This window comes from Pseudomonas sp. B14-6, assembly GCF_013260315.1.
Taxonomy (GTDB): Bacteria; Pseudomonadota; Gammaproteobacteria; order Pseudomonadales; family Pseudomonadaceae; genus Aquipseudomonas; species Aquipseudomonas mandelii.
The window spans coordinates 2,572,266-2,593,407 of the sequence record NZ_CP053929.1 but is presented as its reverse complement, the minus strand read 5'-3'; the positions used below and the strand labels follow the sequence as shown (position 1 = coordinate 2,593,407).

Annotated in this window: 18 protein-coding genes and 1 pseudogene; 9 read left to right on the top strand and 10 right to left on the bottom strand. The window is 59.2% G+C overall.

The window, feature by feature from the left end; all coding sequences use genetic code 11:
• Nucleotides 1-13: 13 nt before the first annotated feature.
• From pyk to gcl, 5 genes and pseudogenes are all read right to left on the bottom strand, one after another.
• Entirely contained in the window at nt 14-1,429 is a 1,416-nt protein-coding gene (gene pyk / locus HP062_RS11760) for a pyruvate kinase (protein ID WP_010456886.1), read from the bottom strand.
• On the bottom strand, nt 1,419-2,699 hold the full coding sequence (locus HP062_RS11755; RefSeq protein ID WP_102593828.1) for a glycerate kinase: 1,281 nt from the start codon (nt 2,697-2,699) through the stop codon (nt 1,419-1,421). The genes pyk and HP062_RS11755 overlap by 11 nt, the downstream gene beginning before the upstream one ends.
• 153 nt (nt 2,700-2,852) lie before the next feature.
• Nucleotides 2,853-3,743, bottom strand: a complete 891-nt coding sequence (locus HP062_RS11750) for a 2-hydroxy-3-oxopropionate reductase (protein WP_010456882.1) — start codon at nt 3,741-3,743, stop codon at nt 2,853-2,855.
• 172 nt (nt 3,744-3,915) lie between these two features.
• The gene (gene hyi, locus HP062_RS11745; RefSeq protein ID WP_010456880.1) at nt 3,916-4,698 is read right to left on the bottom strand and encodes a hydroxypyruvate isomerase; all 783 of its coding nucleotides are present in this window, start codon (nt 4,696-4,698) and stop codon (nt 3,916-3,918) included.
• Between the two features lie 174 nt (nt 4,699-4,872).
• Nucleotides 4,873-6,647 (bottom strand): annotated as a pseudogene (gcl, locus tag HP062_RS11740) (glyoxylate carboligase).
• A gap of 267 nt (nt 6,648-6,914) precedes the next feature.
• Here gcl and HP062_RS11735 point away from each other — a divergent pair.
• Nucleotides 6,915-7,355 (top strand): heme-binding protein, encoded by a 441-nt coding sequence (locus tag HP062_RS11735; protein ID WP_010456876.1) that lies wholly within the window; start codon nt 6,915-6,917, stop codon nt 7,353-7,355.
• 209 nt (nt 7,356-7,564) lie between these two features.
• On the top strand, nt 7,565-8,023 hold the full coding sequence (locus HP062_RS11730) for a transposase (RefSeq protein ID WP_010456874.1): 459 nt from the start codon (nt 7,565-7,567) through the stop codon (nt 8,021-8,023).
• Between the two features lie 101 nt (nt 8,024-8,124).
• Here the strand turns inward: HP062_RS11730 and HP062_RS11725 are convergent, their stop codons facing one another.
• Nucleotides 8,125-8,733 carry a TetR/AcrR family transcriptional regulator gene (locus HP062_RS11725; protein WP_083376004.1) on the bottom strand — a complete coding sequence of 203 codons (609 nt, stop codon included), beginning with the start codon at nt 8,731-8,733 and terminating at the stop codon, nt 8,125-8,127.
• 134 nt (nt 8,734-8,867) lie between these two features.
• Here HP062_RS11725 and HP062_RS11720 point away from each other — a divergent pair, with 134 nt between their 5' ends.
• On the top strand, nt 8,868-9,782 hold the full coding sequence (locus HP062_RS11720) for a DUF808 domain-containing protein (protein ID WP_010456870.1): 915 nt from the start codon (nt 8,868-8,870) through the stop codon (nt 9,780-9,782).
• Between the two features lie 189 nt (nt 9,783-9,971).
• Here HP062_RS11720 and HP062_RS11715 read toward each other — a convergent pair whose 3' ends face one another.
• Nucleotides 9,972-10,760 carry a VacJ family lipoprotein gene (locus HP062_RS11715; protein ID WP_010456868.1) on the bottom strand — a complete coding sequence of 263 codons (789 nt, stop codon included), beginning with the start codon at nt 10,758-10,760 and terminating at the stop codon, nt 9,972-9,974.
• Complete coding sequence (locus tag HP062_RS11710) at nt 10,753-12,051, bottom strand: serine/threonine protein kinase (protein WP_077748649.1); 1,299 nt, start codon at nt 12,049-12,051, stop codon at nt 10,753-10,755. The genes HP062_RS11715 and HP062_RS11710 overlap by 8 nt, the downstream gene beginning before the upstream one ends.
• Nucleotides 12,052-12,275: 224 nt before the next feature.
• Here HP062_RS11710 and HP062_RS11705 point away from each other — a divergent pair, with 224 nt between their 5' ends.
• On the top strand, nt 12,276-12,644 hold the full coding sequence (locus tag HP062_RS11705) for a hypothetical protein (RefSeq protein WP_010456864.1): 369 nt from the start codon (nt 12,276-12,278) through the stop codon (nt 12,642-12,644).
• 121 nt (nt 12,645-12,765) lie between these two features.
• On the opposite strand, the gene HP062_RS11700 is transcribed toward HP062_RS11705, so the two are convergent.
• A complete protein-coding gene (locus HP062_RS11700; protein WP_172791436.1) occupies nt 12,766-14,361 on the bottom strand; it encodes a beta (1-6) glucans synthase in 1,596 nt (531 codons plus the stop codon).
• A 299-nt stretch (nt 14,362-14,660) separates the two neighbouring features.
• On the opposite strand from HP062_RS11700, the gene HP062_RS11695 reads away from it, so the two are divergent.
• From HP062_RS11695 to HP062_RS11685, 3 genes are all read left to right on the top strand, one after another.
• Nucleotides 14,661-15,512, top strand: coding sequence for a glycine betaine ABC transporter substrate-binding protein (locus HP062_RS11695; protein ID WP_010456861.1), 852 nt, complete (start codon nt 14,661-14,663; stop codon nt 15,510-15,512).
• Nucleotides 15,513-15,784: 272 nt separating this feature from the next.
• Complete coding sequence (locus HP062_RS11690; RefSeq protein WP_010456859.1) at nt 15,785-16,096, top strand: DUF485 domain-containing protein; 312 nt, start codon at nt 15,785-15,787, stop codon at nt 16,094-16,096.
• Entirely contained in the window at nt 16,093-17,751 is a 1,659-nt protein-coding gene (locus HP062_RS11685; protein WP_010456858.1) for a cation acetate symporter, read from the top strand. The genes HP062_RS11690 and HP062_RS11685 overlap by 4 nt, the downstream gene beginning before the upstream one ends.
• A 998-nt stretch (nt 17,752-18,749) precedes the next feature.
• On the opposite strand, the gene gltA is transcribed toward HP062_RS11685, so the two are convergent.
• The gene (gene gltA / locus HP062_RS11680) at nt 18,750-20,039 is read right to left on the bottom strand and encodes a citrate synthase (RefSeq protein ID WP_010456856.1); all 1,290 of its coding nucleotides are present in this window, start codon (nt 20,037-20,039) and stop codon (nt 18,750-18,752) included.
• Between the two features lie 363 nt (nt 20,040-20,402).
• Between gltA and sdhC the strand changes: the two genes are divergently transcribed.
• Together sdhC and sdhD are read left to right on the top strand one after the other, a co-directional pair.
• Complete coding sequence (sdhC, locus tag HP062_RS11675) at nt 20,403-20,777, top strand: succinate dehydrogenase, cytochrome b556 subunit (protein ID WP_010456855.1); 375 nt, start codon at nt 20,403-20,405, stop codon at nt 20,775-20,777.
• Nucleotides 20,771-21,139, top strand: coding sequence for a succinate dehydrogenase, hydrophobic membrane anchor protein (gene sdhD, locus HP062_RS11670; RefSeq protein WP_007945134.1), 369 nt, complete (start codon nt 20,771-20,773; stop codon nt 21,137-21,139). The genes sdhC and sdhD overlap by 7 nt, the downstream gene beginning before the upstream one ends.
• The last annotated feature ends 3 nt before the right edge of the window (nt 21,140-21,142 follow it).

The following is a 21,142-nucleotide window of genomic DNA, read 5'->3' as shown; positions in this document are numbered from 1 at the left end:
GCCGGTAAGGACGCTAAATCAAGGTCTCGATACGCAACGAGTTAGTCGACCCCGGTTGCCCAAACGGCACACCGGCCGTGATCAACAAGGTATCCCCGCGTTGCGCCATGCCTTGGGCCTGCGCGATCTCCAGCGCCGTCGAACACACTTCATCCACTTGCCGCAGCCTGTCATTGACCACCGAGTGCACGCCCCACGCCACGGTCAAGCGGCGTGCGGTCTGCAGGTTCGGCGTCAGGTTCAGGATCGGCACCGTCGGCCGTTCCCGCGCCGCACGCAGGCTCGACGTCCCGGACTCGCTGTAGTTCACCAGCACCGCCACCGGCAGCACGTTGCTGATGCGACGAATCGCACAGCTGATCGCATCGGAAACCGTCGCCTCGGCCTTCGGCCGGCTCACGTCCAGTTGCGCCTGATAATCCGGGCCGTTTTCCACTTGGCGAATGATCTTGCTCATCATTTGCACGGCTTCCAGCGGGTACTCGCCCGAGGCGGTTTCCGCCGACAGCATCACCGCATCGGCCCCTTCAGCCACGGCGTTGGCCACATCCGTGACTTCGGCGCGGGTCGGGGCCGGGGAGAAGCGCATCGATTCGAGCATCTGCGTCGCCACCACCACCGGTTTGCCGAGTTCGCGGCAGAGGCTGATGATGTTTTTCTGAATCTGCGGCACGCTTTCCGCCGGCACTTCCACGCCCAGGTCACCGCGAGCGACCATGATCGCATCGCTCAACTCGGCGATTTCCCGCAGCTGAGTCACCGCCGATGGCTTCTCGATCTTGGCCATCAAGAACGCCTTGTCGCCGATCAGTTCGCGGGCTTCGCGGATGTCTTCAGGACGCTGCACGAACGACAGCGCAACCCAGTCCACACCCAGCTCCAGACCGAAGCTCAAATCGCGGCGATCCTTGGCGGTCAGCGGGCTCAGTTCCAGCACCGCTTGGGGCACATTCACGCCTTTGCGGTCCGAGAGTTCGCCGCCGTTGAGCACCGTGGTGTCAATGGCGTCGGCGTATTTGGTGACCACGCGCAGACGCAGCTTGCCGTCGTCCAGCAGCAGGTCCATGCCGGGCTCGAGTGCGGCGATGATTTCCGGATGCGGCAGGTTGACCCGGCGCTGATCGCCCGGCGTCGGGTCGAGGTCCAGGCGCAGGGCCTGGCCGCGATGCAGTTGCACCTTGCCCTCGGCGAATTTGCCGACCCGCAGCTTCGGGCCTTGCAGGTCCATCAGAATGCCCAAGGGGTAATTGAGCTGGCGCTCGACTTCACGAATCCACTGGTATCGCTGCGCGTGGTCAGCGTGATCGCCGTGGCTGAAGTTCAGGCGAAAGATGTTGACCCCGGCCTGCACCAGCTCACGGATGTCATCGATCCCGTCGGTGGCTGGGCCAAGGGTGGCGAGGATTTTGACCTTTTTATCAGGCGTCATTGTTAGGGCTCTCGAGGATCAGGATGGCGCGGAAGTCGTTGACGTTGGTGCGGGTCGGCTCGGTGACGATCAATGCGTCCAGCGCCTCGAAATAGCCGTAGCCATTGTTGTTGTCCAACTCGTCGCTGGCGCTCAGGCCGAGGGCGGCGGCGCGGGCGTAGCTGTCCGGGGTCATGATCGCGCCGGCGTTGTCTTCGGAACCGTCGATGCCGTCGGTGTCACCGGCCAGGGCGTAGACACCGGGCAGGCCTTTGAGGCTGTCGGTCAGGCTCAGCAGGAACTCGGCGTTGCGCCCGCCACGGCCATTGCCGCGCACGGTGACGGTGGTTTCGCCGCCCGACAAAATCACGCAGGGCGCCGCCAATGGTTGGCCATGCAAGACCACTTGGCGGGCGATGCCGGCGTGAACCTTGGCCACTTCGCGGGATTCGCCTTCCAGGTCGCCGAGGATCAGCGGGCTGAAACCGGCCTGGCGCGCTTTCACGGCCGCCGCTTCAAGCGATTGCTGGGGGCGGGCGATCAACTGGAAGTGACTGCGCGCCAGGCTCGGATCGCCGGGCTTGACCGTCTCCGATTCCGGGCTCTGCAGCCAGGTTCGGACCGAGGCAGGGACGTCGATGCCGTAGCGTTTGAGGATCGCCAGGGCTTCGGCCGACGTGCTTGGATCGGCCACGGTGGGGCCGGAGGCGATGACCGTGGCGAGGTCGCCCGGCACATCGGAAATCGCATAGGTATAAACAGTGGCCGGCCAGCAGGCCTTGCCGAGGCGGCCGCCCTTGATCGCCGAGAGGTGCTTGCGCACGCAATTCATCTCGCCGATGGTCGCGCCAGATTTGAGCAGAGCTTTGTTGATCGACTGCTTGTCGGCGAGGGTGATGCCGGCGGCCGGCAAGGCCAGCAGGGCAGAACCGCCGCCCGAGAGCAGGAAGATCACGCGGTCGTCTTCGCTCAGGTTACTGACCAGTTCAAACACGCGCTTGGCGACGGCTTGACCGGCTGCGTCCGGCACCGGGTGAGCAGCTTCGACGACTTCGATTTTTTCGCACGGGGCGCCGTGGCCGTAACGGGTGACCACCAGACCGCTGACTTCACCCTGCCAGCAACGCTCGACCACCTGCGCCATGGCGGCCGCGGCTTTGCCGGCGCCAATGACAATCACCCGACCGCTGCGATCTGTGGGCAAATGGGCTTCGAGGACTTGCTGCGGATGGGCGGCGTCGATGGCTGTGGCGAACAGCTCGCGCAGGAATTGTTGCGGATCGACCGACATGGCGGGCTCCCGGAATTCTTGTTATTTGAAGGTGCAACTCAGATCCCTGTGGGGGCTAGCCTGCTAGCGAATGCGGTGTGTCAGCCAACATAGATGTTGAATGTGAAACCGCTTTCGCGAGCAGGCTCGCTCCCACAGGGTTTTGGGCAGGGCTTACTTATCGCGAATCGAGAAGTTCGCCATGTGTTCCAGGCCCTTGATCAGCGCCGAGTGGTCCCAGTTGCTGCCGCCGATGGCTGCGCAGGTGCTGAACACTTGCTGGGCGTTGGCGGTGTTCGGCAGGTTGATGTTCAGCTCTTTGGCGCCTTGCAGGGCCAGGTTCAGGTCCTTCTGGTGCAGGCTGATGCGGAAGCCCGGGTCGAAGGTGCCTTTGATCATGCGCTCGCCGTGCACTTCGAGGATCTTCGAGGAGGCGAAACCACCCATCAGCGCTTCACGGACCTTGGCGGGATCGGCACCGTTTTTCGCGGCGAACAGCAGTGCTTCGGCCACGGCCTGAATGTTCAGCGCGACGATGATCTGGTTCGCCACTTTCGCGGTCTGACCGTCGCCGTTACCACCGACCAGGGTGATGTTCTTGCCCATGGCCTGGAACAGCGGCAGCGCGCGTTCGAAGGCATCGGCATCACCGCCGACCATGATGCTCAGGGTCGCGGCCTTGGCGCCGACTTCACCGCCGGACACTGGCGCGTCGAGGTATTGAGCGCCTTTTTCGTTGACCTTGGCCGCGAAGGCCTTGGTAGCCGTCGGCGAAATCGAGCTCATGTCGATAACGATTTTGCCTTTGCCCACGCCGGCCGCAACGCCATCGGCGCGGAACAGCACGTCGTCGACCTGCGGGGTATCCGGCACCATGATGATGATGACTTCAGCTTCCTGGGCGACTTCTTTCGGGTTCGCCAGGGCGACGGCGCCACCGGCAATCAGGTCGGCCGGGGCGGCGTCGTGGTGCGCCGACAGGAACAGGCTGTGACCGGCTTTCTGCAGGTTCAACGCCATTGGGTGGCCCATGATGCCGGTGCCGATAAATCCGATTTTAGCCATGAGAAATTCCTCTTGTTTTTATTGCTCTGTTCGCAAAATTCTTGGGTGTCGGCGAGGACGCCTTCGCGGGCGAGCCTCGCTCCTACGGGTACGTGTCTGTCGCCCTGTTGCGTATCAACCTGATCCTGTAGGAACGAGGCTTGCCCGCGAAGAACGATGACGCGGTATCAGGTCAGATCGCGTTGTGGGTTTTCAGCCAGCCCAGGCCCGCTTCAGTGGTGGTCAGCGGTTTGTATTCACAACCAACCCAACCCTGATAACCGATGCGGTCCAAGTGTTCGAACAGGAAGCGGTAGTTGATTTCACCGGTGCCCGGTTCGTTGCGCCCCGGGTTGTCGGCCAACTGGATGTGGTTGATCTCGCCCAGGTGCGCAGCCATGGTGCGGGCCAGGTCGCCCTCCATGATTTGCATGTGATAGATGTCGTATTGCAGGAACAGATTGGCGCTGCCGACCTGTTCGCGAATCGACAGGGCTTGCGCCGTGTTGTTCAGGTAGAAACCCGGGATGTCGCGGGTGTTGATCGCTTCCATCACCAGTTTGATGCCCGCCGCTTGCAGCTTGTCGGCGGCGTACTTGAGGTTGGCGACGAAGGTTTTTTCCACGGTGGCATCGTCGACACCTTGTGGACGAATACCCGCCAGGCAGTTGACCTGGGTGTTGCCCAACACTTTTGCGTAAGCGATTGCCAGATCGACTCCGGCGCGGAACTCTTCAACCCGGTCTGGCAGGCACGCGATACCGCGTTCGCCCTTTGCCCAGTCACCGGCCGGCAGGTTGAACAGCACTTGGGTCAGGCCGTTGGCGTCGAGCTTGGCCTTGATCTCGGCAGAGCTGAAGTCGTAGGGGAACAGGTACTCGACACCACTGAAGCCGGCCTTGGCGGCCGCTTCGAAACGGGCAAGAAAATCCTGCTCAGTGAACAGCATGGACAGGTTGGCTGCGAAACGCGGCATGGTGGTCTCCCGTAAATTTGTGCAGTCCCCTGTGGGTGCGAGCCTGTGTGGCGAGGGAGCTTGCTCCCGCTCGGCTGCGAAGCAGTTGCAAAGCTTTTGGGGCCGCTTCGCGACCCAGCGGGAGCAAGCTCCCTCGCCACACAGGCGCGCTCCCACAGTGGGAACGATCAGCAGTTAATCGAGCAGCGAAATCGCCGTTGGCGCGTCGTTGCCGACCAGCGCCAGGTCTTCGAATTCATTGACGGCGTTGATCTCGGTGCCCATGGAAATGTTGGTCACGCGCTCCAGAATAATCTCGACGATCACCGGCACCTTGAACTCTTCGATCAGCTCTTGAGCCTTGCGCAGGGCAGGCTGGATCTGACCCGGTTCGAACACCCGCAGCGCCTTGCAACCGAGGCCCTCGGCCACCGCGACGTGGTCGACACCGTAACCGTTGAGTTCCGGGGCGTTCAGGTTATCGAAGGACAGCTGTACGCAGTAGTCCATGTCGAAACCGCGCTGGGCCTGACGAATCAGCCCCAGGTACGAATTGTTGACCACAACGTGGATGTACGGCAGCTTGAACTGCGCGCCCACCGCCAATTCCTCGATCATGAACTGGAAATCATAGTCGCCCGACAGCGCCACGACCTTACGGGTCGGATCGGCCTTGACCACGCCCAGTGCTGCCGGAATGGTCCAGCCCAACGGGCCGGCCTGGCCGCAGTTGATCCAGTGACGAGGCTTGTAGACGTGCAGGAACTGCGCGCCGGCAATCTGCGACAGGCCGATGGTGCTGACGTAACAGGTGTCTTTGCCGAACACCTGGTTCATCTCTTCGTAAACCCGTTGCGGCTTGACCGGCACGTTGTCGAAGTGAGTCTTGCGCTGCAGGCTGGCTTTGCGCTGCTGGCAGTCTTGCAGCCAGGCGCTGCGGTTTTTCAGCTTGCCGGCGGCTTGCCATTCGCGAGCGACTTCGATGAACACGGTCAACGCGGCCGCGGCGTCGGAGACGATGCCCAGGTCCGGGTTGAATACGCGGCCGATTTGCGTCGGCTCGATGTCGACGTGAATGAACTTGCGGCCTTCGGTGTACACATCGATCGAACCGGTGTGGCGGTTGGCCCAACGGTTACCGACGCCCAACACCACGTCGGACTTGAGCAGGGTGGCGTTGCCGTAACGGTGCGACGTCTGCAAACCGACCATGCCGACCATCAGCGGGTGATCGTCCGGGATGGTGCCCCAGCCCATCAGGGTCGGGATCACCGGGATACCGGTCAGCTCGGCGAATTCCACCAGCAACTCGCTGGCATCGGCATTGATGATGCCGCCACCGGCCACCAGCAATGGACGCTCGGCCTGATCGAGCATGGCCAGGGCCTTCTCGATTTGCACACGGTTAGCGGTTGGCTTGGCCAGCGGCAGTGGTTGGTAGGCATCGATGTCGAATTCGATTTCAGCCATCTGCACGTCGAACGGCAAGTCGATCAGCACCGGGCCTGGACGGCCGGAGCGCATTTCATAGAAGGCTTTCTGAAACGCGTAAGGCACCTGGCCCGGTTCCATGACGGTGGTTGCCCACTTGGTCACTGGTTTGACGATCGCGGTGATGTCGACAGCCTGGAAGTCTTCCTTGTGCATACGGGCGCGGGGGCCTGGCCGGTAATGCAAAGAATCGGGATCGAGTCGGCCGAGGCGCTGTAGAGCCCGGTGACCATGTCGGTGCCGGCCGGGCCGGAGGTGCCGATGCACACGCCGATGTTGCCGGCCTTGGTGCGGGTGTAGCCCTCGGCCATGTGCGAGGCACCTTCAACGTGGCGCGCGAGGACGTGATCGATGCCACCAACCTTCTGCAAGGCGGAGTACAGCGGGTTGATCGCGGCGCCCGGGATGCCAAAAGCGGTATCAACCCCTTCACGGCGCATCACCAGAACGGCGGCTTCGATTGCTCTCATTTTGCTCATGGTTTTGTGCCTCTTACGTTTTGTAATTGTATACAAGTGGCTTTGCGCAGAGTGTATTCACGGCGGACGGCGCAGGTCAATCCATTTTCTCAAGCGACTGTTTCATTCGTCGGAAGCCCGTTCTACTGTGGCTTTTCGTCGCATGTGGCGCTTTTCGATAATTATTGTATACAAAAAAATAACTCATTGTGTTCTATTTGTTGCATCGGACTGCGACGCAAGCGCGCAGTCCACTGGCTTTCCCTATAACAAAATGAGGACGGCACCATGAGCGCTTTAACCTTGAAAGTTGCAGTCAACCTGATCGATCAGGCCATCACCGCTGGGCGTGCTATCTCCGCGGCTCCACTGACCATCGCGGTGCTGGATGCCGGCGGGCACTTGATTACCTTGCAGCGCGAAGACGGCGCCAGCCTGCTGCGCCCGCAAGTCGCCATCGGCAAAGCCTGGGGCGCCATCGCCCTCGGCAAAGGCTCACGCCTGCTGGCGCTGGACGCCCAACAACGACCGGCATTCTTTGCCGCGCTGAACAGCCTGGGGCAAGGCAGCGTCGTGCCGGCACCGGGCGGCGTGTTGATTCGGGATCAGGACGGGAATGTGCTGGGGGCGGTGGGGATCAGCGGGGATCTGTCGGATGTTGACGAGCAGTGCGCGATCAGTGCGATCGAGGCGGTGGGGTTGAGGGCGGATGCGGGGGTTACGGCATGATTTGGGGTGACTGATTAATCGCTATCGCGAGCAGGCTCACTCCTACAAGGATCGGGGTTGGACACAAAATGTCTGAACATCACAAATCCCCTGTAGGAGTGAGCCTGCTCGCGATAGCTATCTACCTGACACATCCAGCCAAAAGTTTGTCCCGTCTTCCTTAATCCACAGGACTAGCCTTCTCCTGACCTGATCATGGGAGGCAAGGAATGCCGGATTTACCTGCTGCACACCGATTGCGAGTCGGGCGCTATGCCGAAGCCAGCCGGATTTATTTGTTAACCAGCAATACACTTCACAGGATCCCGGTTTTCAAGGATTTTGCCTTGGGCAGGCTGGTCGTCGATCAATTTCGAAATGCGCAGAATCTAGGCTTGGCGAACTCACTGGCGTGGGTAGTCATGCCCGATCATTTTCATTGGTTGATTGAATTACAGCAGGGCTCTTTGAGCGAGTTGATGCAAAAGACCAAGTCGATGAGTACCAAAGCGGTGAAGCAGCGTACCGGTCGAAATATTAGCCTCTGGCAGAGAGGATTCCATGATCGGGCACTTCGGCGGGAGGAGGATTTGGTGAAGTTGGCGAGGTATGTCGTGGCCAACCCGTTGCGGGCTGGACTGGTGGAGAAACTGGGCGATTATCCGTTGTGGGATGCGATTTGGGTTTGAGTTGGGACCGTATCGCCTCGATCGCGAGCAGGCTCACTCCTACAGGGGAATGCATTCCAAATGCAGGAGTGAGACTGCTGACGATAAGCCGCAGCGCAGTCTCACTGATCCGGCTCACACCCCTTCAGCACCAGCCGAATTATCGTCTGCGCCGCCGCTTCATAGTCCTCTTCATCCAGCTTGGCCTTGCCAGTAATGGCCGTGATCTGCCAGTCAAAGTCAGCATAGGTCTGCGTCGCGGCCCAGATGCTGAACATCAGGTGGTTAGGGTCGATCGGGGCGATCTGGCCGCGGTCGATCCAGGTCTGGATGCAGTCGATGTTGTGCTTGGCCTGGCCGTTGAGCTGTTCGACCAGGTCGGCACTGAGGTGCGGGGCGCCGTGCATGATTTCGCTGGCGAATACCTTGGAGGCGAAAGGCAAGTCGCGGGAGATGCGGATTTTCGAGCGAATGTAGCCACTCAGCACTTCGCTGGGCACACCGTCGGCGTTGAACGGCGTCGACGCCTGCAGAATCGGCTCGATGATGCTTTCCAGGACCTCGCGGTAGAGGTTTTCCTTGGATTTGAAGTAGTAATAGACGTTGGGCTTGGGCAATCCCGCCTTGGCTGCGATATCACTGGTTTTGGTCGCTGCGAAGCCCTTGTCGGCAAATTCTTCACTGGCGGCACGCAGGATCAGTTCTTTGTTGCGCTCGCGGATAGTGCTCATAAACCAGGGGGTTCCTTGCCTGTTCTGGCGGTTGCGCATGGTATCACCGGCCTCGCGCGGCGCTCAAGAATGCCCCGTGTGGCGCTCGGTCGCGCTATGCTGCGCGGCATTCATTCAAGAAGGAAACCTGATTTATGGCAGGAAGCAGTTTGCTGATGCTGATCGACGACATCGCCGCCGTTCTCGACGATGTGGCGTTGATGACCAAAATGGCCGCCAAGAAGACCGCCGGCGTGCTCGGTGACGATCTGGCGCTCAATGCCCAGCAGGTCAGCGGCGTGCGTGCCGAACGGGAAATACCGGTCGTTTGGGCCGTGGCCAAGGGCTCGTTTCTCAACAAACTGATCCTGGTACCGTCGGCGCTGGCGATCAGCGTGTTCATCCCGTGGCTGGTCACCCCACTGTTGATGGTCGGTGGCGCCTACCTGTGTTTCGAAGGTTTCGAGAAACTCGCCCACAAATTCCTGCACAGCAAGGCTGAAGATCAGGCCGAACATGCCGAGCTGGTCGAAGCCGTGGCCGATCCGGCCGTTGATCTGGTGGCGTTCGAGAAAGACAAGATCAAGGGCGCTATCCGCACCGACTTCATCCTGTCGGCGGAAATCATCGCCATCACCCTCGGCACCGTGGCAGATGCGTCGTTGACTCAGCAGGTTATCGTGCTGTCGGGTATTGCCATCGTCATGACTATCGGTGTCTATGGCCTGGTGGCGGGTATCGTCAAGCTTGATGATCTCGGCCTGTGGCTGACCCAGAAGCCCGGGCAGATGGCCAAAAGCATCGGCGGCGGGATTCTGCGCGCAGCGCCGTACATGATGAAAGGCCTGTCGGTGATCGGCACGGCAGCAATGTTCCTGGTGGGCGGCGGGATTCTGACCCATGGGGTGCCGGTGGTTCATCACTGGATTGAAAGCGTCAGTGCAGGGGCGGGCGGTGCCGGGTTTATCGTGCCGACGTTGCTGAATGCGGTGGCGGGGATTGTGGCCGGAGCTGTGGTGCTGGCGGGTGTGATGGTCGCCAGCAAAATCTGGAAAACACTGAAAGGCTAGAAGCTGGGCACTTTCCAAGTGTGGGAGCGAGCCTGCTCGCGATAGCGGTGTTTCAGTCAGCATAGATGTTGACTGTGCTGGCCCCATCGCGAGCAGGCTCGCTCCCACATTGGTTTTTTGGTGTTTGAGAGACCTCATAAAAAAGGCCATTCGACGCGAATCGAATGGCCTTTTTTGTTGCCGATGAAATTACTCGGCGATCTGCAACTTGCGTGACTCGGTGTACACGTAGCGCACCTTCTCATACTCGAACGGCGAGTTCAGCTGGCCGTAGCGGAAGCTGTTCTGGTAGCGCTTGTCGACGCCGCGCAGGGCCCAGACCTCAGGATGGTTGGAGCTGACTTCCGAGACGTTCAGGAAATTGATCGCCGATTCGGCGCTGAAGTCCACCACCAGGCCGCCGGTGTCGCGGATGTTCGACGGGCCGAGGATCGGCAACACGAAATAAGCGCCGCCCGGTACACCGTAGAAGCCCAGGGTCTGGCCGAAGTCTTCGCTCTGGCGCGGCAGGCCCATGGCCGTGGCCGGGTCCCACAGGCCGGCGATGCCGATGGTGGTGTTGAGCAACAGGCGTGCGGTGGTTTCCATCGAACGCTTGCCCTTGAACTGCAGCAGGCTGTTCATCAGGTTCGGCACATCGCCGATGTTATTGAAGAAGTTGCTCACGCCGGTGCGCAGGAAACTCGGGGTGATGTAGCGATAACCGTCGACTACCGGCAGGAACACCCATTGGTCGAAGCGGTAGTTGAAGTGATAAACCCGGCGGTTCCACTCTTCCAGCGGGTCGTAGACGTTCAGCGCATTGAGCGTGGAACGTTCGAACTCGCGCTGATCCAGCCCCGGGTTGAACTTGAGTTTGCTCAGCGGTTCCTTGAAACCGTCACTGTCGACCACGACAGGTGCGTTGGCTTTGCTGTTGTCGGCATTGGCGACGCCTGCACAGAGTAACGCAGCGATAAGCAGGAGGTATTTAGCCACGGAAGAACTCCAGCATAGCGTCGCTGTTGACGCGGTAATTTAGGTTGCCGCAATGGCCGCCCAGTGGATAAACGGTCAAACGGTCGCCAAAGGTCTTGCGCAGGAAACCGAGGTCGCCAGGGCCGAGGATCACGTCGTCGGCGTTGTGCATGACGGCGATTTTCGGGCTGTCGTGCAGGTAATCCTTGAGCGCATACAGGCTGACCTGGTCGATCAGTTGCAGCAGGCTGCCGCCGTCGGTGCGGGCGCGCCACATCGGGATCACTTGTTCGGTGATGTAGCAGTCGAAGTCGCATTGCAGCGCACGCTTGAGGAACGGCGTGAGGCTGGTGCCTTCGGTGATCGGGTATTTCGGCGGGGTGATCAGGCCGCGACGGTTGATCAGGTCCGAGGTGAAGGCAATGTCGGCCGCCGAAAAGCGGAACGAAGTGCCTATCAGCATGGCCATCTGCTCGTTGGTCAGGTGCTGCTTGGACTGCTGGAAGTCGTAGAGCAGGGCATCGTTGAGGTCGATGTAGCCTTTTTGCTGGAAGTAGCGAGTCAGTTTGTTCAGCACCAGTTCATAAAACGTGGTGCTGTTGTTGATGCCCTTGACCTCGGTCTGGACCAGCTTGTCCAGGTTGGTGATCGAGGTGTAGAGGTTGACCGGCGGGTTGAGCAGCAAGACTTTCTTGAAGTTGAAGCTGCGACGGGTTTCGTCCAGGTGCGCGACGAAGGCCGCGTCCAGCGCGCCCAGGCTGTAACCGGTCAGGTAGTAATCGGTGACGGCAACGTGCGGGTTTTGCGCCCGGACGGCCTGCATCACCCGGTACATGTCTTCGGCGTCTTCCTTGGTGATACCCGGTGTGGCAAAGCGTGAGGCCGCGCTCATAAAGTCGAAACTGGTGGGCGACGACAGTTGCACCACGTGATAACCGGCCTTGTAGTAGAGCTTTTTCAGGTATTCATTGAGGCTGCTGTCATAACGCGCACCGGTGCCGGCGATCAGGAAGATCAGCGGCGCAGCCTTGTCCTGGGTGGCAATACGATAGGTCAGCTTTTTGACCGGCCAGAAATTGTCTGGCAGTTCGAATGCACGCTCCGGGCGCAGAGTCACGCTGCGAGTCTGCTGATCGATGTCGTCGTCCAGCGGTAACTCCGGGCGCAGGTCCGGCGGAGTCGTGGCAATGGTCGCCTCGAACGGGTTGGTCAAGGGGTAGCCATAACTGGCGGCGTCGATATCGACCGCCAGTGCGGACGCACTCAAAATAAGGCCGCCAAACAGGGCGGCGAAGCGCAAGGAACGGAGCATGACTAGATCCCTTAGAGGAAGGTGCCGAATGAAGTTCGCAGGCTATGACCACGGGGTTTGCGCCAAAGTGCCATGCTGCGGCACCAATCTGGGCGAATTTCGGATCAATAGTAGCTGGACGATACACTTTGCAGCTATTTCGTGACTAATTATCTGTTACGCGCGTTTGCTTAGCGCTGCCGGAGGATTAAGCTGGCCGCCGTTTTCGTTTATTGGAGTGCTTCATGTCCCGCCGTCTGCCCGTGATTCTGCTACTCGTTCTGCTGCCATTATGGCTGGCCGCCAGTTATGGCGCGCGTTATGGCTTTATGGAGGATGCGCAGTGGGTTGGCATCTGCGTGGACGAGGCGAGCCGCTGGGAATGCCAGATTCGTTCGAACCTGGGCTTGATGATTCACTTCAAGGTGTTGGGCTTTGCTGCACTGGCTGCTGCGATCATCGGGTTTGTGGTGCCGGGCCGGGCAGGGTGGTGGCTGGCAGTGCTGGCGCTGGTGTTCGGGTTTCCGGCGCTGGCGTTGTACAACACGACCTTGGCCGTTTTTGCGGTAGTGATTGCGGGGTTGCGGCTGGTCCGGGCCTCCCGTAGCGCCTGATAGTCCGTCTTCGCGGGCAAGCCTCGCTCCTGCAGGATCTTCGTCGTACACAACATCTGTATTCGCCGAACCTGTGGGAGCGTGGCTTGCGCGCGAAGAGGCCACCTAGCTGCGCTGAAGATTACGCCTTGCGAACCCGCAAGCAGCGCCACAACATCGCCACCATTAAAACACTCACCAGCGCCCAACCCCAGGCTTGCTGGTTCTGCAACCCTTCACGGAACAGCTGCGGTGCAATGCCGGTGCCAATGATGAAGGTCAGCAGGGCGATTTCACGGCGCGCCGCGCTCACTGGGCGGCACAGGTAAACCAGCGCAGGCAGTATGAAGGCGACACTTGGAAAGCTGCGATAACGCGGGTCGATCACCAGCTCAAGCATCATCACCGCCGCCGCAAAACCTGCTCCGGCGACCAGCCAGCCTGCTCGACGCTCCAGTGCATTGAACGCCCGCTCACGCCAACCGGTACGAGCGCTCAGCGTCAATGCAGCATGCGCCAGCACCAACAGATTCAACCCCGTCAGCAACGCCACCCACAACCATTCACTGGCAAAGCGCGTCGTGACCCGCGCCAGATCACCCCAGGCGCCAATCGAGCACGCCGCCAGTGCGCCGAGCAGCGGCAGCACCAGTGCAGCGCGGGTGGTGCGTACACGCCCGCCAAGGATCAGCGTGCCAAGAAAAATCAAACCGCCAACGGCCAGCCACTGCGACCAGTACGGCACGTTCGACACGGGACCGGCCAGCACGCCCTTGTCCTGGCGATCGGCATCGAACAGCCCCCAGTAACCACCGACCGCACCTTCGCTGGCGCGCTTCCAGGGCTGGTCGAAAGCTTCGATCAGGTTGTAATGCCAGCCTTGCTGCTCGGCCATGATGACAAAACCGCGAATGAACTTGGCTTCGTTAACCCGGCTCGGCAGGGCGGTTTCGCGCTGACGGCCTTCGCTCGGCCAGCCGGTTTCGCCAATCACCACGTCCTTGGGCGCGAATTTGTTGCCGAACACCTGACGCACTTCGGCCACATGCTGCAGCGCGGCATCGATGTTCGAGGGATCATCTTCCCAGTACGGCAGCAAATGGATGGTCAGGAAATCCACTGCCGGGGCGATTTCCGGGTGCTTGAGCCAAAACTCCCAGACATCGGCGTAAGTCACCGGTTGCTTGACCTGGCTTTTGACTTTATTGATCAGCTTTGCCAGCTGCGCACCCGTGACTTCCTTGCGCAGCAGGGTTTCGTTGCCGACGATCACCGAGGTCACCACGTCCGCGTTGGCGTTGGCCGAGGCGATCAGCAGGTCGACTTCTTTCTCGGTGTCCACCGGGTTGCTGTTGACCCAGGCGCCAATCATCAGTTTCAGACCATGCTTGCGCGCCAGGTCGGGCAACGCCTCTAGGCCAGTCATGGAATAGGTGCGGATGCACTCGAAGCTTTTGGCCAGCAGCGCGAGGTCGGCGTCCATGCGCTCGGGGCGCAACTTGAACGGCACGTCGAACGGCGACTGGTCCTTGTCGAACGGGGTGTAGGAGGCGCATTGCAGCTTGTGCGTCGCGCTGGCCACGTCCGGCAGAATCACCGGTTTGCCAAGGCCGTACCAAAAGCCGCCAAGGGCAAACAGCCCCAGCAGACAAGCGAAGAGATAAGCCAGAAAAGGAAAGCGGGAGGTCGCGGGCATGGTCAGGCCGTCTGGGAGCAAAGCCGCGCATGTTACCTTCATTTGCCCCGCGCTAGGGGGCTTGCATGATTTTGACATGCAAAGTTCGGGCGGATTGGTCGGCGCACTCCAGGCGCTCGTGATTAATGGCGTTCTGATGTCGTTTCTCGATGCCTTGAGGTCGCTGACAGCACAGGTTCCGGTTGTCGTCAGGTTGATTATCGAGGCATCAGTGCTCCCATGGAAAATCACGCTGATGTTCGAACGAGTTTGCGGTGGGCGTGATGGGGGCGCTGTGCACCATAACAATACGTTGACGCGACTCGGCACCCGTCGAGCGCAGCACTTTCGGGGAAGTAACGATGAAGATGCGACGACTTTTAGGCGCAGGTGCCGCTCTGGTGCTCGCGATTGGCTCCACAATGGCCAATGCCGAGAGCAAAACCCTGAGCATCGGTTACGTTGACGGTTGGTCCGACAGCGTCGCGACCACGCATGTGGCCGCCGAAGTGATCAAGCAAAAGCTGGGTTATGACGTGAAACTGCAAGCCGTCGCCACCGGGATCATGTGGCAGGGTGTGGCCACCGGCAAACTCGACGCCATGTTGTCCGCCTGGCTGCCGGTGACTCACGGCGAATACTGGACCAAGAACAAGGATCAAGTCGTCGATTACGGTCCGAACTTCAAGGATGCAAAAATCGGCTTGATCGTGCCGGAGTACGTCAAGGCTAAAACCATCGATGACCTGAAAACTGACGACACCTTCAAAAAACGCATCGTCGGCATCGACGCCGGTTCGGGCGTGATGCTTAAAACCGAGCAGGCGATCAAGGATTACGATCTGACCGGGTATCAACTCAAGGCCAGTTCCGGCGCCGGCATGATTGCCGAGCTGACCCGTGCCGAGAAGAAAAACGAATCCATCGCTGTGACCGGTTGGGTACCGCACTGGATGTTCGCCAAGTGGAAACTGCGCTTCCTGGACGACCCGAAAGGCGTTTATGGCGCGGCTGAAACCGTGAACAACATCGGCAGCAAAGAACTGGCCACGAAGGCGCCGGAAGTTGCCAAGTTCCTGAAGAACTTCCAGTGGGCCTCGAAAGACGAAATCGGCGAAGTCATGTTGGCGATTCAAGACGGCGCCAAGCCTGACGCCGCGGCGAAAGATTGGGTGGCAAAACACCCTGAGCGCGTTGCAGACTGGATCAAGTGATTTGAGCTGACGGCTCTAGTCAGCACCTCTCAAGGCCCCTTGGCATATTGCCAACGGGCCTTTTGTTTTTTTTTGTAGGAGCCAGGCTTGCCGGCGAAAGCGATCGTGAGGACGCCTTCGCCGGCAAGCCTGGCTCCTACAAAAGTTGCGTCACACCAGAAAATGGCGATTCTGTCATGTCGTTCTAATACTAAGGTCGTCTGGAACCTGCCCCGCAGCCGCATAGAGTGGATAACGTTCCAACTTTAATCTGTGCTGCGAGGATAAAAACAATGAACGACAGCATTTACCTCTCGATTCAAAACAGCCCGCGCTTCAAGGAGCTGGTTAGTAAGCGAGAAAGGTTCGCCTGGATTCTTTCGGCGATCATGCTTGGGCTTTACTCCGGATTCATCCTTTTGATTGCTTACGGGCCGCATATTCTGGGAGCGAAAATCAGCCCCGATTCTTCGATTACCTGGGGCATACCGATTGGTGTCGGGCTGATTCTCTCGGCCTTTATCCTGACAGCGATCTATGTACGACGCGCCAATGGCGAATTCGACGACCTGAACAATCTGATTCTCAAGGAGGCTCAGCAATGATCCGGCGTCTATTGGCTCTATTGAGCGTTGCAGCATTCGCACCGGGTGCCTGGGCGGCTGAAGCCCTGACCGGCGCGGTTCAGAAACAACCGCTGAACGTCGCCGCGATCCTGATGTTCGTGGCGTTCGTCGGCGCGACTTTGTATATCACCTACTGGGCCTCCAAGAAAAATAACTCGGCGGCCGACTACTATGCGGCCGGCGGCAAGATCACCGGTTTCCAGAATGGTCTGGCGATTGCCGGTGACTACATGTCGGCGGCGTCCTTCCTGGGTATTTCCGCCCTGGTGTTCACTTCCGGCTACGATGGCCTGATCTACTCGATCGGCTTCCTGGTGGGCTGGCCGATCATTCTGTTTCTGATCGCCGAGCGCCTGCGTAACCTGGGTAAGTACACCTTTGCCGATGTGGCGTCCTACCGCCTTGGGCAAACCCAGATTCGCTCGCTGTCCGCTTGCGGTTCGCTGGTGGTGGTTGCGTTCTACCTGATCGCGCAAATGGTCGGGGCCGGCAAGCTGATCCAGTTGCTGTTCGGTCTGGATTACCACGTAGCAGTGATCCTGGTCGGCGTCCTGATGTGCATGTACGTGCTGTTCGGCGGCATGCTGGCGACCACTTGGGTGCAGATCATCAAGGCTGTGCTGTTGCTGTCCGGTGCCTCGTTCATGGCGCTGATGGTGATGAAGCACGTCAACTTTGACTTCAGCACACTGTTCTCCGAGGCGATCAAGGTTCACGCCAAAGGCGAAGCGATCATGAGCCCCGGCGGTCTGGTGAAAGACCCGGTCTCGGCGTTCTCCCTTGGCCTGGCATTGATGTTCGGTACCGCTGGCCTGCCGCACATCCTGATGCGCTTCTTCACCGTGAGTGACGCAAAAGAAGCTCGCAAGAGCGTGCTGTATGCAACCGGCTTCATTGGCTACTTCTACATCCTGACTTTCATCATCGGCTTCGGCGCGATCCTGCTGGTCAGCACCAACCCGGCCTTTAAAGATGCTGCTGGCGCGCTGTTGGGCGGCAACAACATGGCGGCGGTGCACCTGGCCAACGCGGTGGGTGGCAGTATTTTCCTGGGCTTTATCTCGGCGGTAGCGTTTGCGACCATTCTGGCGGTGGTTGCCGGTTTGACCCTGGCCGGTGCTTCGGCGGTGTCTCACGACCTGTATGCCAGCGTGATCAAGAAAGGCAAGGCCAACGAGAAGGACGAGATCCGTGTCTCGAAAATCACCACCATCGCTTTGGCAGTGCTGGCGATCGGCTTGGGCATTCTGTTCGAAAGCCAGAACATCGCGTTCATGGTGGGCCTGGCGTTCTCCATCGCAGCGAGCTGTAACTTCCCGGTGCTGCTGCTTTCCATGTACTGGAAGAAGCTGACCACTCGCGGTGCAATGATCGGCGGTTGGTTGGGTCTGGTGAGTGCGGTTGGTTTGATGGTGCTGGGTCCAACCATCTGGGTGCAGATCCTGCATCACGAGAAGGCTATCTTCCCGTATGAGTACCCGGCGCTGTTCTCGATGGCCATTGCGTTTATCGGGATCTGGTTCTTCTCGATCACTGACAAGTCGGCGGCTGGCGTTAATGAGCGTGCGCTGTTCTTCCCGCAGTTTGTTCGTTCGCAGACCGGTTTGGGGGCGAGTGGGGCTGTTTCTCACTAAGGCTTCGGGTTTGTCTGTGTAAGTTGCGTTAAACGAAAAATGCCCTGGTCGAGAGATCGGGGCATTTTTTTTGTTGGCGATGGTATTTGGTGTAGGAGCGAGGCTTGCCCGCGAAGGCGGCCTGTCTCTCTCGGGTGTACATATCCATTCCTGCGGTAACGGCCACTTATGGTTTCGCCCTTACGGCGAGTCCCTTTTGTCAAACGCCACAAAAGGAACCAAAAAGTCTCGCCCCAAGCGTCCGGCCCCTCGCCAAGGCTCGGCGTTCCTTCGCTCCGGTATCCATCCGGGGACACTGCCCTCCGGTCTGCTTCGCGACGACCTACATGCAGCGTGTTCGACTGCGTCGAACGGCGCTGCGCGCCACTCCCCGGATGAACACCTCCACTCAGCCTCCCGAAAGGGGCGGGTAGATCAAGATCAAGAGCTGCAGGCGAGCTAACGCTCGGCCTGATGAGTGGTGAGAATCAAAGGCTGTACGCTGAGTTCTTGTAGGAGCGAGGCTTGCCCGCGAAGGCGGCCTGACAGCCGACCAATCTCTTGCAGATGTACCTCAATCCTCTGGGAGCTGGCTTGCCTTCGAGGCGGCTTGTACCCGACCTGTTCTTGCGGATGTACGCAAGCTTTCCAAAAGCAGTGATCCTTTTGGCTTTGGCTTTGGCTTTGGCTTTGGCTTTTGACGTTGATCTTGATCTTGATCTCTCGCCCCTTCGGCAGACCTTAGGCGATGCCCCCTGATGGACGCCGTAGCGAGGGATCGCGGAGCCTCAGCGAGGCGCCGTACGCCGGGGCGAAGCCTTTTGGTTCCCTTTTGGCGTTTGAAAAAGGGACTCGCGGTATGAGCGAAACCATAAGTAGCCGTTACCGCAGAAACGGATATGTACACAACCAAAATACCAGTCGGCCCCTAGGCCGCTGAGACCGCACAAACAAAAACGGCCTCTATATAAATAGAGGCCGTTCCCGGTACAGCTTAAGACGTTATCGCAAGACAGGTCTTATTTGCGGTCTTCCAGCTTGGTGATGTCACGCGACTCGTAGCCGGTGTACAGCTGGCGAGGACGGCCAATCTTGTACGGGCTGGAGAGCATTTCTTTCCAGTGGGAGATCCAGCCGACAGTCCGCGCCAGGGCGAAGATCACGGTGAACATGCTGGTTGGAATGCCGATCGCCTTGAGGATGATCCCCGAGTAGAAGTCGACGTTCGGGTACAGCGAGCGTTCGATGAAGTACGGGTCGGTCAGCGCGATCTCTTCCAGGCGCATGGCCAGTTCGAGTTGCTTGTCGTGCTTGATACCCAGTTCCTTCAGCACTTCGTCGCAAGTCTGCTTCATGACGGTAGCGCGTGGGTCGCGGTTTTTGTAGACCCGGTGACCGAAGCCCATCAGTTTGAACGGATCGTTCTTGTCCTTGGCCTTGGCAATGTACTTGTCGATGTTCGACACATCGCCAATTTCATCGAGCATGGTCAGAACAGCTTCGTTCGCGCCGCCGTGGGCAGGGCCCCACAGTGCAGCGATGCCGGCGGCGATACAGGCGAACGGGTTGGCACCCGAAGAACCGGCCAGACGTACGGTGGAAGTCGATGCGTTCTGCTCGTGGTCGGCATGGAGGATGAAGATCCGGTCCATGGCCTTGGCGAGTACCGGGCTGATCGGTTTGATCTCGCACGGGGTGTTGAACATCATGTGCAGGAAGTTTTCCGCGTACGTCAGGTCGTTGCGCGGGTACATCATGGGTTGGCCCATGGAGTACTTGTAAACCATCGCTGCCAGGGTCGGCATCTTGGCAACCAGGCGGATCGCGGAAATTTCGCGATGCTGCGGGTTATTGATGTCGAGGGAGTCGTGGTAGAAGGCCGAGAGGGCGCCGACTACGCCGCACATGACGGCCATTGGGTGAGCGTCGCGACGGAAGCCGTTGAAGAAGGTCTTCAGCTGCTCGTGAACCATGGTGTGGTTCTTCACGGTGCTGACGAACTGGGCCTTCTGTTCTGCGGTCGGCAATTCGCCGTTGAGCAGCAGATAGCAGGTTTCCAGGTAGTCCGATTTTTCAGCGAGCTGTTCGATCGGGTAACCGCGGTGCAGCAGAATGCCGTTGTCGCCGTCGATATAGGTGATCTTCGACTCGCAGGAAGCTGTCGACATGAAACCAGGGTCAAAGGTGAAACGGCCCGTGGCCGTCAGGCCCCGAACGTCGATAACATCGGGACCAACGGTGCCGGTTAAAATGGGCAGCTCGACGGGGGCTGCGCCCTCGATGATCAACTGCGCTTTTTTGTCAGCCATGTGGCCTCCTATTTATGCTTGAAATCATCAGACAGACCCCCCACGCAGGGCCCGCACCACTATAGTGAGATAAATTCGAATGTCAATTTGCCTAAAGTCTTGCTCCAGAAGGCTTTAACCGGACTTTTTCCTCGAAATTGACTGCCATTTACGCCTTTTATCCAACTTGTGCAATGAGCTATTAGGGGAAGGTGAACGCGTTGTCATTAGTAGCCTAACTGTCTATACTCGGCCTCCGACCGCCAGGGGCTTTTGGGCCTGCTTTACTGGGGGTCGCACTCCCTGGGTGGTGGGTACCTGACCAGTGCACTCCCCAACAACTTTGCCCTGATTGTTAGGGGCTCTTCAGTGTGAAAAAAAGCCGTGAATAGCCAACGACCTGTAAACCTAGACCTAAGGACCATCAAACTCCCAGTCACTGCTTACACGTCCATTCTTCACCGAATCTCCGGAATCATCCTCTTTGTCAGCCTGGCCATCATGCTTTATGCATTGGACAAGTCGCTCGACTCGGAAGAAGGCTTCGGTCAGGTGAAAGCGTGTCTGACCAGTCCGCTAGCCAAGCTAGTGATTTGGGGCATCCTGTCCGCCTTGCTGTATCACCTGGTTGCCGGTGTGCGCCATTTGATCATGGACATGGGCATCGGCGAGTCGCTTGAAGGCGGCAAACTGGGCTCGAAAATCGTTATCGCCGTTTCCGTGGTGGTAATCGTTCTGGCAGGAGTTTGGATATGGTAACTAACGTCACGAACCTGTCCCGTTCGGGCCTCTATGACTGGATGGCACAACGTGTGTCTGCGGTCGTTCTCGCGGCTTATTTCATTTTCCTGATCGGATACGTCGTCGCCAACCCTGGCATCGGCTACGCCCAATGGCATGAACTGTTCGCAAGCAACTGGATGCGTATTTTCAGTCTCCTGGCCCTCGTTGCCCTCGGCGCTCACGCCTGGGTCGGCATGTGGACCATCGCGACCGACTACCTGACGCCAATGGCGTTCGGCAAGTCCGCAACTGCAATACGTTTCCTTTTTCAGGCGGTATGCGGCGTTGCGATGTTCGCTTACTTCGTCTGGGGTGTGCAGATTCTCTGGGGTATCTGATTC